This is a genomic window from Methylobacterium tarhaniae (genome assembly GCF_001043955.1).
GTDB classification, from domain to species: Bacteria; Pseudomonadota; Alphaproteobacteria; order Rhizobiales; family Beijerinckiaceae; genus Methylobacterium; species Methylobacterium tarhaniae.
The window spans coordinates 1-11,882 of the sequence record NZ_LABZ01000157.1; the positions used below are offsets into that span (position 1 = coordinate 1).

The following is an 11,882-nucleotide window of genomic DNA, read 5'->3' on the forward strand; positions in this document are numbered from 1 at the left end:
CAGCGGTGATGGATCCCGGGTCCTCGCCTCCGACGAGGCCCGAGATGACGCAGAGGGGTAGAGCGGTCGGAGCACATTCGACCACTCTCTTACCGAATCTTATTGTTCTACAGTCTCGCCCGCGCACTCCGCGGCGTCGATAGCAGCAGGTGCGTCTCCGAGGTGGTCACGCCCGGCACCAGGCGCACACGCCGCAACAGCTCGTCCAGCTCCGGCAGGCTGCCGGCGGACACTTCCACGACGATGTCCCAGCTACCGACCGTCGTGTGGACCGAGGTGATCTCGGCGAAGCCCTTGAGGGCGTCGATCACGTCGCCGGCCTTGCGCCCCTCGACTGCGATCAGCGTGATCGCCCGTACCGCCGCCGGCTGGCTATCTGCCCGCAGCACCACCGTGTAGCCGATGATCTCGCCGTCGCGCTCGAGCCGGTCGAGCCGTGCCCGCACGGTGGCGCGCGACACCTTCAGGAGCGCGGCGAGTTCCGAGACCGGGCGCCGGCAATCGTGCCGGAGCAGGGTGATGAGGCTCTGATCGAGGGCGTCCATTCCGACACTTTGGGCGATCGTGCCTACCAGATTGCGCGATCGGCCCGAAAAATCGACCAGCTTCCCGTGTTCAGGGTGACGCAGCCGCGCGCTACGGTCGAGCCGATCGACGCGATCGGGAGCCGATCGACGCGATCGGGTTGATCCAGGCGGGAGCGGGTGCGTGGTCGGCGGACATCCTGAACGATGCGTCCTGGTCGGGGCGCCGGTACAGTCGGGCACCCACCGGCTCGGCTGCGACATGGGACCGAGCGCCTACCGGGCGGCGGGCCTGGGCGACGCGATCCGCGACCTCGGCATCCCGGTCGAGGATGCGGGGTCCGTCGCGCCGGTGCCCTTCGCGGCGTCGGCGCACCCGAACCGGGCGATCCACCACCTCGCCGAGACGGCGGGCTGGACGCTGGCGCTGACCGAGGCCGCGTTCCGGCACAGCGCCGAGGCACGGCCGATCTTCCTCGGCGGCGACCACAGCCTCTCGGCCGGCACCGTGGCGGGCATGGGCCTGCGGGCGCGGGCGGAGGGGCGGCCGCTGTTCCTGCTCTGGCTCGACGCGCATGCCGACCTCCACACCCTGGACACCACGACGAGCGGCAACCTGCACGGCGTGCCGCTGGCCTATCTCACCGGCAGGCCGGGCTTCGCAGGCTACTTCCCGCCCCTGGAGGCGGCGCTCGATCCGGCCCGGATCTGCATGGTCGGCCTGCGCAGCGTCGATCCGGCGGAGCGGGAGATCCTGCGCGACAGCGGCACGCGGGTGCACGACATGCGCGACATCGACGAGACCGGGATCGTCGCCCCGTTGCGCGACTTCCTGCGCGAGGTCGCGAGCGCCGACGGCCTCCTGCATGTCAGCCTCGACGTCGACTTCCTCGATCCCGGCATCGCCCCGGGCGTCGGCACCACCGTGCCGGGCGGGGCCACCTTCCGGGAGGCGCACCTCATCATGGAACTGCTGCACGATTCCGGGCTGGTGCGCAGCCTCGACCTCGTCGAGCTGAACCCGTTCCTCGACGAGCGCGGCCGCACCGCCCTGCTGATGGCCGACCTCGCCGCCAGCCTCTTCGGCCGCCGCATCCTCGACCGACCGACACGGAGCTTCTAGATGCCGGCCCTCAACGTCGTCCCCTTCGTCAGCGTCGACAACATGATGCGCCTCGTCCACGCGGTCGGGATCGAGGCGATGCTGGCCCGGCTCGCCGCGGCCATCGCGGAGGATTTTTCCCGCTGGGACGCCTTCCACAAGACGCCCCGGATCGCCGCCCACAGCCCCGACGGCGTCATCGAGCTGATGCCGACGAGCGACGGGCACACCTACGGCTTCAAATACGTCAACGGCCACCCGAAGAACGCCGCCGGCGGGCGCCAGACCGTCACCGCCTTCGGGGTGCTGGCCGATGTCGGCAACGGCTACCCGGTGCTGATCACCGAGATGACCCTGCTGACGGCCCTGCGCACCGCCGCCACCTCGGCGCTCGCCGCGCAGCCTCTCGCGCGGGCCGGATCGCGCACCATGGCGCTGATCGGCAACGGCGCCCAGGCCGAGTTCCAGGCCCTGGCCTTCCGGGCGCTCCTCGGGGTCGATCGTTTACGCCTCTACGACATCGATCCGGCGGCGACGAGGAAATGCCTGCGCAACCTCTCGGGCCTCGGCTTCGACCTGACGGCCTGCGGCAGCATCGCGGAGGCCGTGCGCGAGGCCGACATCGTCACCACCGTGACGGCGGACAAGCGCAACGCCGTGATCCTCGGCGACAATCTGGTCGGGGAGGGAATGCACATCAACGCCGTCGGGGGCGACTGCCCGGGCAAGACGGAGCTGGCCCCGGACGTGCTCGCCCGTGCCGCCCTCTTCGTCGAGTACGAGCCGCAGACCCGCATCGAGGGCGAGATCCAGCAGCTGGCCCCCGATCATCCGGTCACCGAGCTGTGGCGGGTCCTCGCCGGCCTGGCGCCCGGGCGCACGGCGTCGCGGCAAGTCACGGTGTTCGACTCGGTCGGCTTCGCGATCGAGGACTTTTCGGCCCTGCGCACCGTGCGCGACCTCCTGGCCGAGCATCCCCACTACGAGGATCTCGACCTCCTGGCCGATCCGGACGACCCGCGCGACCTGTTCGGCATGCTGCTGCGGGCGGCCCCGCCGCGCCTCGTCGCCTGACGATCGGCGCCCGGCATCGAGACGCCTCGAGGCACCGCAGCGTCATCCGGCCGGCAGGTGCGCCTCGGCGGCCTCGGCGTCAGGCCCGTGGAGCCGCGCCGGAGCGCCGCCGAGCGGGCCGCCCGCGATCGAGCGCAGCAGGGTCGCCCGGGCGGTGCGCAGGTGCGCCCGGCACCTGAGGTCGATCAGGCGCAGGTCGCGGGAGCGCAGGGCGGCGATGTAGTCGAGGTGCTCCATCAAGGCTACGCGGTTACGCTCCTTCTCGTCCGACTTGTCCCACTGGTAATGGTAGTGGAAGATGATCGAGATCACGTCGTAGAAGTCGCGAATGAAGCGGTTGCGCGAGGCGTCGTGGATCAGCCGGTGCAGCCGCTCGTCGAGGCGCGAGAAGTCCTGGTAGCGCGCGTCGATCTCGGAGAGCAGGGCGTGATGCTCGCGCTCGATCGACGCGAGCTCGGCCCAGGCCGGTGAATCCGGCGCCAGCTCGACGAACCGGCGGGCCGAGCGCAGCTCGAACATCTCGCGGATCTCGTAGATCTCGGCGGCGAAGTCCGGCGTCACCCCGGCGAAGATCCAGCCGCTGTTCTCGCGCCGCTTCAGGAGCCCGAACTGGCTGAACCGGGTCAGGTATTCCCGCACCGCCGTGGTCGAGACGCCGAACAGCCGCGCCAGTTCCGAGGTGTTGACCATCTGGCCAGGGCGGCAATCGCCCTGGAGCACCCATTGCATGAACTTGCGCTCGACGGCCTCCGCCACCGTCTCGGTCTCGAGGCCGGGAAAGTAGTCGCCCGGCACCGGATGGCGGAGCAGGTGCCGCCGGGCTCCCTCCGTCCCGATGAGGCCGGCGGCGGCGAGGCCCGCCAGCACGCCCCGCACCGTGGTGCGGCTGACCTCGAGCGCGTCGGACAATTCCGCCTCCGAGGTGCACCAGGGACCGAGCGGCCGCGCCGCCAGCACGGCCAGGCACTGGTTATAGGCCCGCTTGTGGACCGTGTTCGTCCGCATCCCGCCCTCCCGTCGGGAGCAGTCCAGCACGTCGGCAAGGTCCCGTCCATTCGCCGGATGACGGTTCTTTGCACATAAAAAACCGTTTGACAGGGCCCAAGGCATCGGTTCTTTATGCACGATAATACATAAGACCCACCCGGTGAGGACACGTTCTTGGCTCCGATCGGCAGCATTTCCGCCTGCGTGGCGGCCCGCGCATGAGCGCCGCCCACGAGACGTCCGCCCCCCGGACCCGGCGGGTCGTCCAGTTCGGCACCAGCCGCTTCCTGCAGGCCCATGCCGACCTCTTCATCCACGAGGCGCGTGCGGCGGGCCAGGCGGTCGGCCCGATCGCGGTGGTGCAGACCTCCGGCGCCCCGTCCCGGGCCGGACGCGTCGCCGCCTTCGGGGCGCCGGGCGGCTATCCGGTGATCATCCGCGGCATCGAGGACGGGGCCGCGGTCGAGCGGCAGGTCACCGTCACCAGCATCGACCGGGGCCTCTCGGCCACCGCCGACTGGGACGCCGTGACGACCCTGTTCGTCGAGGACGCCGAGATCGTCCTCTCGAATACCGGCGATACCGGCTACGCGATCGACGCGGCCGATCGCGGCGCGGGCTGGGTCGCGGCCCGTCCCCCGGCCTCGTTCCCGGGCAAGCTGGCCCAGCTTCTCCACCGCCGCTGGCAGGCGGGCGGGCGGCCGCTCACGGTGCTGCCCTGCGAGCTCGTCAACCGTAACGGCCGGGTGTTGCAGGGCCTGGTCCTCGACCTCGCCGCCGAGGCCGGCCTGCCGGAGGCGTTCCGGACCTGGCTGCGCGAGGGCGTGGTCTTCACCGACACCCTCGTCGACCGCATCGTCTCCGAGCCGATCGAGCCCGTCGGCGCGGTCGCCGAGCCCTACGCCCTGTGGGCGATCGAGCGCCGGCCCGGGCTGGCGCTCCCCTGCGAGCATCCCTGCCTCGTGCTCGCCGACGACCTGGAGCCGTACGAGCGGCTGAAGCTCCACATCCTCAATCTCGGCCACACCTTCCTCGCCGAGATCTGGCGGCGCGAGGGGCGGCCGCAACCTGAGACGGTGCGCGAGATCCTGGCCGATCCGGCGGTCTGGGCGCGGCTCGACGCGCTCTACCGCGACGAGGTGGTGCCGGGCTTCGCCGCCCGCGGGATGGGAGCGGAGGCCGAGGCCTACGTGACCGCCACCCTCGACCGCTTCCTCAATCCCTACCTGAACCACCGCATCGCCGACATCGCCCAGAACCACGTCCAGAAGGTCGAGCGCCGGGTCGACGCCTTCCTGGCCTGGGTCGAGGAGGCGGGCGTGAGCCTGCCCGCGCCGGTGCTGCGGGCGCTCGCCGCCTCCTACCCGACATCGGGCGCGGCATGACCTACCAGTTCGATTTCGCCTCCCTGCTGCCGTACTGGCGCGACTTCGCCGCCGGCGTCTGGCTGACGCTCCAGCTCTCGGCGGTGGCGACGGTGCTGGGCTTTATCGGCGGCGCGCTCTGCGCCATCGCCCGGGCCGACGGGCCGCCCTGGCTGAAGCGGGTCGTGGGTGCCTATGTCGAGGTGATCCGCAACACGCCGCTCCTGGTCCAGATCTTCCTGGTCTATTTCGGCATCGCGGTTCTGGGCCTGCGGGTCGACGCCACCACGGCGGCGGTGCTCGCTCTCGTCGTCAACGTCGTGGCCTATACCTGCGAGATCATGCGCGCCGGCATCGAGAGCGTGCACAAGGCGCAGGTCGAGGCGGGGGAATGCCTGGGGCTGAACCGCCGCCAGATCTACTGGCACGTGGTGCTCCGCCCGGCGATCGAGCGGGTCTATCCGGCCCTGGTCAGCCAGTACGTGCTGCTGATGCTCGCCTCCTCGATCTGCTCGCAGATCTCGGCCGAGGAGCTGACGGCGGTCGCCAACCGCATCCAGTCCGACACCTTCCGCAGCTTCGAGACCTACATCGTCGTCGGCCTCGTCTACCTCGCCCTGTCCTTCGTCGTGCGCTGGGCCTTCTGGGGCTTCGGCCTCCTCGTCTTCACCCGCCGGCGCAAGCTCGGCACGGCGCTCTAGAGGAGAGGAGCGTGATGCCGACCTTCGGACCCCAGCACCTCTGGTTCCTTCTCACCGCGGCGGGCTGGACGCTCGCCCTCTCCGCCATCGCCTTCATCGGCGGCGGCCTCCTCGGCTTTGGCGTGGCGCTCGCCCGCATCTCGCAAAACCGCATCGTGCGGGGCGCGGCGTCCGCCTATGTGCAGGTGGTGCAGGGCACGCCGCTGCTGATCCTGCTGTTCATGATCTATTTCGGCCTCGCCATCGCGGGCTTCGACCAGTTGCCGGCGCTGATCGCGGCCGGGGCCGGGCTCACCATCTACGCCTCGGGCTTCCTCGGCGAGATCTGGCGCGGCTGCATCGAGGCGGTGCCGAAGACCCAGTGGGAGGCGGCCGAGTGCCTCGCCCTGTCGCGCTGGCAGCGCCTGACCCGGGTGGTGCTGCCCCAGGCGATGCGCCTCGCCACCGCGCCGACGGTCGGCTTCCTGGTCCAGATCGTCAAGAACACCTCGCTCGCCTCGGTCGTCGGCTTCGTCGAGCTGTCGCAGGCCGGCAAGCTCATCAACAACTCGATCTTCCAGCCCTTCATCATCTTCGTGACCGTGGCGATGTTCTACTTCGCCATCTGCTATCCGCTGTCGGCCTGGAGCCGCGGGCTGGAGAGGAGGCTCAATGTCGGCCGTCGTTAAGCTTGCCAACGTCCACAAGAGCTTCGGCCCGCTGAAGGTCCTGGACGGCGTCTCGTTCGAGGTCGGCCGCGGCGAGGTGGTGGCGCTGATCGGCCAGTCCGGCTCGGGCAAGTCCACCGCCTTGCGCTGCATCAACGCGCTGGAGACGATCGAGGAGGGGGCGATCGAGGTCTGCGGCCACGCGATCCATAGCCCCTCCCTCGACAAGCGGGCTTTGCGGCTCTCCGTCGGCATCGTCTTCCAGAGCTACAACCTCTTCCCGCACCTCACCGCGCTCCAGAACATCATGCTGGCGCCGACCTGCGTGAAGGGCACCAAGCGCCGCGAGGCCCGCGACCTGGCGATGGACTGCCTCACCCGGGTGGGACTTTCCGAGAAGGCGGAGCACTATCCCGAGCAGCTCTCCGGCGGGCAGCAGCAGCGGGTCGCCATCGCCCGCTCGCTCGCCATGCAGCCGCAGGTGATGCTGTTCGACGAGGTCACCTCCGCCCTCGACCCGCAGCTCACCTCGGAGGTGCTGCGGGTGATGGAGGACCTCGCCCGCGGCGGCATGACCATGATCCTGGTGACCCACGAGATGGGCTTCGCCCGCCGGGTCGCCGGCACCGTCATCTACATGCGCCAGGGCCGGGTCTGGGAGACCCTGGCCGGCCGCGACCTCGACAACCCACGCACGCCCGAGCTGCGCGACTTCGTCGGCAGCGGGCTGTGACACCACAAGGAGAATTGGGGATGAAGCGCAGGACCTTCCTGGCCGGCGGCCTCGCGGCCGCCTCCACCCTGGCGATGCCGGCGCTCGCCGACACGCTCGACACGATCAAGAGCCGCAAGAAGCTGCTCGTCGCCCTCGATCTCGGCTCGCCGCCCTTCGGCATGACCGATGCCGCGATGCAGCCGACCGGCTCCGACGTCGAGACCGCCCGGCTCTTGGCCGCCGAGTGGGAGATGCCGCTGGAGATCGTGCAGGTCACGAGCCCGAACCGGGTGCCGTTCCTGCTCACCGGCAAGGCCGACATGGTCATCGCCTCGTTCAGCGTGAACGAGGAGCGCCAGAAGGTGATCGACTTCTCGGATCCCTACGGGGTGATCCAGGCCGTGATCGCCGGCCCGAAGGGCCGCGAGGTCAAGGATTACGCAGGCGTCGTCGGCAAGCGCCTCGGCACCACCCGCGGCAGCACCAACGACAAGGAGGCGACGGCCCGCGCCCAGGGCGCCCAGATGGTGCGCTTCGACGACGACGCGACGCTGATCACCGCCATGGTCTCGGGCCAGGTCGACATGGTGGCGACCTCGCCGCAGGTCATGAACACCGCCAATACCCGCAATCCCCCGGCGCCGTTCGAGACCAAGATCGTGATGCGGACCTTCCCCTACGCGATCGGCATCCGCAAGGGAGAGGCCAAGCTCCAGACGGCGCTGAACGACTGGGTGCGCAAGAACCTGCGCAACGGCCAGCTCAACACGATCTACAAGAAGTATCATGGCAGCGACCTGCCGCCCGAGATGCTGGCGTAATCGAGACGAGGCGCGGCCTTTCACCTCTCCCCGTGGACGGGGAGAGGGCCGCGTCCCCGTTCAGGGGATGCGGCAGGCGGAGGCGCAGCCGGAGCGAGGGTGAGGGGGTCTCGACGCGTGAGACTCCTCCGGCAACACCCCTCACCCTCGCGGCGAACCTCCGGTTCGCAGCTCGCTGCGCTCCCTGAACGGGAGCACAGCCCTCTCCCCTCCCGCGGGGAGAGGGGAAAGCTCGCGCTTCGTCTTCTTCGATCCGCCAGACGTTCCCCACCCGATCCTCGAAAGACCCATCCCCATGAAGGTGCTCATCTGCGACGAGCCGGGCCGGCTGCGGCTGACCGAGCGGCCGGAGCCGGTCCCGGCCGAGGGCGAGGCGCTGGTGCGCATCCGCCGGGTCGGCATCTGCGGCACGGACTTCCACATCTACCAGGGCAAGCACCCGTTCCTGCAATATCCGCGGGTGATGGGCCACGAGCTCTCCGGCACGATCGAGCGGGCGCCCGCCGGCAGCGGGCTCGAGGCGGGCCAGACCTGCTACATCGTGCCCTACCTGTCCTGCGGACAATGCGTCGCCTGCCGCAAGGGCGTGACCAATGCCTGCCAGAACATCAGCGTGCTCGGCGTCCATTGCGACGGCGGCATGGCCGAGCTGATCAGCGTGCCGGCCCGGAACGTCGTGCCGGTGGGCGATACGCCGCTCGACGACGCCGCGATGATCGAGTTCCTGGCGATCGGCGCCCATGGGGTGAAGCGCGGCGGCATCACCGCCGCGGACCGCGTGCTGGTGGTCGGCTCGGGGCCGATCGGCATGTCGGCGGTGATCTTCGCCAAGGCGCGCGGCGCCCACGTCACCGTCATGGACCTGCGCGAGGACCGGCTGGCCTTCACGCAAGGCGCACTCGGCGCCGACGCGCTGCTGCTCGCGAACGACGAGGCCGAGGCGAAGGCCGGGGCCGCCACCTCGGGCGACTACTACGATTGCGTGATCGACTGCACCGGCAACCGCGCCGCGATGCAGCGCGGCTTCGGCTTCGTCGGCCATGGCGGGCGCTACGTGCTGGTGAGCGTGGTGCGCGACGACATCGTGTTCTCGGATCCCGAGTTCCACAAGCGCGAGACCACCCTGTTCGCCAGCCGCAACGCCCAGCCGGACGATTTCGCCGAGGTGGTGCGCCAGATGCAGGCCGGCCGGGTGCCGACCCAGGCCCTGCGCACCCATCGCGGCGCGCTGACGGAAGGGCCCGAGCTGTTCCGCGACTGGCTGCGGCCGGAGGCGGGGGTGATCAAGGCGATCTTGGAACTCTGACCGAACTGTACCGCAGGGGACCTTTCTGTCCCACCCGCGACCTCGTCCCGAGGTGACGGGTGGGATGGAACATGTCGACCAGTCCGACAGGCTCGCAACCCAGGTGAAGGCACCGGCCCACGCCTTCGGGCATGCCGGCGGCATGGACCGACGACATCTCACGACCGGAGACGGCCGCCTCGCCCCCTCGGACCTGCGCTTCTGGGTCGTGCTGACCCTGGCGCTGGTCTTCCTGGCGCTGGGCGGCCTCTTCCTGGCGGCGCCCTCCCTCGGCGCGCTGATCTACGGCGTGCCGGAGCCCGCCGGACTCGGCCGGACCTACTTGCGGGCGATCGGCGCACGCGACGCCGCCCTCGCGCTCTACCTCGCCGGCCTCGCCCTGCTCTCGACCCGGCGCGCCGTGGCGCTCGTGCTGGCGGCCAGCCTCGTCATCCCGGCCTGCGACCTGGTCCTCATCCTGTCCGCCGGGACGGCGGCCTGGTGGCAGGTCGCGCTGCATGGGGCGAGCGCCGGGGTGCTGGCGCTCGTCGCCCTCTGGCTCGCCGGTCGCGGTCACGCGGCGTAGTCGGGCTCCTCCCGGTCCAGCCGGCGGCGGACCGAGGCGAGGTGGAGGCGGGCGGATTCGGGATCGCCCTCGCGCATCTGGCGGTAGGCGGCCTCGGCGATGGCGGAATCGACCGGCAGGACCGGGCGGCCGGTCGAGAGGGCGAGCACCTGCACCTCCGCCGCCCGCTCCAGGTAGTAGAGGTCGTCCCAGGCCTCCGCGATGGTGGGGGCGAGCACCATCACGCCGTGGTTCTTCATGAACACGATGTCGGCCTCGCCGACGCTCTCGGCGATGCGGTCGCCCTCACGCTCGTCGAGGGCGAGGCCGTTGTAGTTCCGGTCGAAGGCGGTGCGGCCGTAGAACTTGAGCGACGTCTGCCCGGCGAAGACCAGCGGATCGCCCTCGGTCATCGAGAGGGCGGTGGCGTAGGGCATGTGGGTGTGGAACGCCACGCGGGCCCGCGGGATGCGCTTGTGCAGGCGGGCATGGATGTAGAAGGCGGTCGCCTCCGGCTGGCCGTCGCCGGACACGACGTTGCCGTGGAAGTCGCAGACCAGGAGCTTCGAGGCGGTGAGCTCCGCGAAGGCGTAGCCGTAGGGGTTGACGAGGAAGAGGTCGTCGTAGCCCGGCACCATCGCCGAGAAGTGGTTGCAGATGCCCTCTTCCAGGCCGTGGCGCGCCGCCATGCGGAAGCAGGCCGCCAGGTCCTCCTTGGCCCGGCGCACCTCGGGCCCGGCGAGGTCGGGCTGGTTGAGGCCATCCGGGATCCGTTCGCCGGTCGGGGCGCCGAGTGCGTGAGCCATGGTGTTCGTGCCTCCTTCGCGTCGGGGCGGATCCTGGCGGAAGCCGGACCCGCTTGTCCATGGCCGCCAGGAGGTCACCGCCTTTGGCGCAGACGCTCCAGCAGGGCGGGAGTGGCATAGCCGTCCGCCGGCAACCCCTCGGCGATCTGGTAGCGCCGCACCGCCTCCCGCAGCTTCGGCCCCGCCCGGCCGTCGAACGGGCCCTCGTAGAGCGAGCGGGCCGAGAGGCCGCGCTGGAGCGCCGTGAGCCCGGCCTGGTCGAGGCGCGGACCGGCCGGCCAGGGGGCGGCCAGCGCCGGTCCGCCGGCGATCCGGTCGGAGAAATGGCCGACGGCGAGGGCGTAGGCGTCCGAGGTGTTGTAGGCCCGGATCGCCTCGAAATTGGCGGTGGTCAGGAAGGCCGGCCCACCGGCGCCGCCGGGCAGGAACAGGCTGGCCTCGCCCTGCTCGGGCAGGGCCGCGCCGTCGAGCGCCCGCACCCCGCGCCGGGCGAAGTCCGGGAACGGGCCGCGGTAGCGCGACAAGTCGAAGTCCGCCGGCAGGGTGACGGCGACGCCCCAGGGCAGGTCGCGGCGCCAGCCGGCCTGCTGAAGGAAGCTCGCGATCGAGGCGAGGGCGTCGGGTGCCGAATCCCAGATGTCGCGCCGCCCGTCGCCGTCGAAATCGACCGCCGCCCTCAAGTAAGCCGAGGGCAGGAACTGGGTCTGCCCCATGGCGCCGGCCCAGGAGCCGCGCATCCGCTCCGGCTTCACGTCGTGGTGCTCGAGGATCTCGAGCGCCGCCAGGAGCTCGTCGCGAAACAGCTCGCCGCGGTGGCGCGCCTCGGCCAGGGTGGCCAGCGCCCGCACCACCGGCACCGTTCCGGCGCTGGCGCCGAAATCCGACTCGATGCCCCAGAAAGCGAGCAGCACCGGGCCGGGCACGCCGTACCGCGCCTCGATCGCCGCCAGGGTCTCGGCCCGGCGCCCAGCTTCCGCCCGCCCGCGGGCGATGCGGCCGGGAGAGACCGCCCCGGTCAGGTACTCCCAGACCGGGCGGCCGAATTCGCCCTGGCGGCGCAGGCGCGCCAGCACCGCCGGGTCCGGGGTCACGCCCCGGAACGCGGCGTCGAAGGTCGCGCGGGAGACCTTTCGCGATTGGGCCGCCGGCCACAACTCCTCGACGAAGGCCCGGAAATCGCCCGCGCCGACGGGGGCGGCGAGGAGCAGGACGGCACCGAGCGCCAAGGCGGCCCGCAGGGCCACGCGGGTGCGACGCATGGCTCAGATCCGGTTGCGCCGGTCGAGGGCCT

13 protein-coding genes are annotated in these 11,882 nt (G+C 70.9%); 9 read left to right on the plus strand and 4 right to left on the minus strand.

The annotated features are described in order from the left end of the window. Nucleotides 1-107: 107 nt before the first annotated feature. On the minus strand, nt 108-545 hold the full coding sequence (locus VQ03_RS21270; RefSeq protein WP_048452907.1) for an Lrp/AsnC family transcriptional regulator: 438 nt from the start codon (nt 543-545) through the stop codon (nt 108-110). Between the two features lie 163 nt (nt 546-708). On the opposite strand from VQ03_RS21270, the gene rocF reads away from it, so the two are divergent. Both rocF and VQ03_RS21280 read left to right on the plus strand, forming a co-directional pair. Beyond that, a complete protein-coding gene (rocF, locus tag VQ03_RS21275) occupies nt 709-1,647 on the plus strand; it encodes an arginase (RefSeq protein ID WP_083468134.1) in 939 nt (312 codons plus the stop codon). Continuing rightward, the gene (locus VQ03_RS21280) at nt 1,648-2,700 is read left to right on the plus strand and encodes an ornithine cyclodeaminase (protein ID WP_048452909.1); all 1,053 of its coding nucleotides are present in this window, start codon (nt 1,648-1,650) and stop codon (nt 2,698-2,700) included. Nucleotides 2,701-2,742: 42 nt separating this feature from the next. On the opposite strand, the gene VQ03_RS21285 is transcribed toward VQ03_RS21280, so the two are convergent. Further along, a complete protein-coding gene (locus VQ03_RS21285; RefSeq protein ID WP_048452910.1) occupies nt 2,743-3,705 on the minus strand; it encodes a GntR family transcriptional regulator in 963 nt (320 codons plus the stop codon). A 200-nt stretch (nt 3,706-3,905) separates the two neighbouring features. Here VQ03_RS21285 and VQ03_RS21290 point away from each other — a divergent pair, with 200 nt between their 5' ends. From VQ03_RS21290 to VQ03_RS21320, 7 genes are all read left to right on the plus strand, one after another. Then, nucleotides 3,906-5,072: a mannitol dehydrogenase family protein gene (locus tag VQ03_RS21290; RefSeq protein WP_048452911.1), complete on the plus strand. Its 1,167-nt coding sequence runs from the start codon at nt 3,906-3,908 to the stop codon at nt 5,070-5,072. Continuing rightward, nucleotides 5,069-5,752, plus strand: coding sequence for an amino acid ABC transporter permease (locus VQ03_RS21295; protein WP_048452912.1), 684 nt, complete (start codon nt 5,069-5,071; stop codon nt 5,750-5,752). Before VQ03_RS21290 ends, VQ03_RS21295 begins: the two co-directional genes overlap by 4 nt. 14 nt (nt 5,753-5,766) lie before the next feature. Continuing rightward, nucleotides 5,767-6,420: an amino acid ABC transporter permease gene (locus VQ03_RS21300; RefSeq protein ID WP_048452913.1), complete on the plus strand. Its 654-nt coding sequence runs from the start codon at nt 5,767-5,769 to the stop codon at nt 6,418-6,420. Next, entirely contained in the window at nt 6,404-7,132 is a 729-nt protein-coding gene (locus VQ03_RS21305; protein WP_048452914.1) for an amino acid ABC transporter ATP-binding protein, read from the plus strand. The genes VQ03_RS21300 and VQ03_RS21305 overlap by 17 nt, the downstream gene beginning before the upstream one ends. Nucleotides 7,133-7,152: 20 nt before the next feature. Then, nucleotides 7,153-7,935 carry a transporter substrate-binding domain-containing protein gene (locus tag VQ03_RS21310; RefSeq protein WP_048452915.1) on the plus strand — a complete coding sequence of 261 codons (783 nt, stop codon included), beginning with the start codon at nt 7,153-7,155 and terminating at the stop codon, nt 7,933-7,935. A gap of 295 nt (nt 7,936-8,230) precedes the next feature. After that, nucleotides 8,231-9,241, plus strand: a complete 1,011-nt coding sequence (locus tag VQ03_RS21315; RefSeq protein ID WP_048452916.1) for a zinc-binding alcohol dehydrogenase family protein — start codon at nt 8,231-8,233, stop codon at nt 9,239-9,241. A 64-nt stretch (nt 9,242-9,305) separates the two neighbouring features. Further along, nucleotides 9,306-9,806, plus strand: a complete 501-nt coding sequence (locus VQ03_RS21320) for a DUF4267 domain-containing protein (protein ID WP_245292157.1) — start codon at nt 9,306-9,308, stop codon at nt 9,804-9,806. Here the strand turns inward: VQ03_RS21320 and VQ03_RS21325 are convergent. Beyond that, on the minus strand, nt 9,794-10,591 hold the full coding sequence (locus VQ03_RS21325) for an aldolase (protein WP_048452917.1): 798 nt from the start codon (nt 10,589-10,591) through the stop codon (nt 9,794-9,796). The two genes, VQ03_RS21320 and VQ03_RS21325, sit on opposite strands and share 13 nt — an antisense overlap. Before the next feature lie 74 nt (nt 10,592-10,665). Further along, on the minus strand, nt 10,666-11,850 hold the full coding sequence (locus tag VQ03_RS21330) for a lytic murein transglycosylase (protein WP_048452918.1): 1,185 nt from the start codon (nt 11,848-11,850) through the stop codon (nt 10,666-10,668). Between the last annotated feature and the right edge of the window lie 32 nt (nt 11,851-11,882).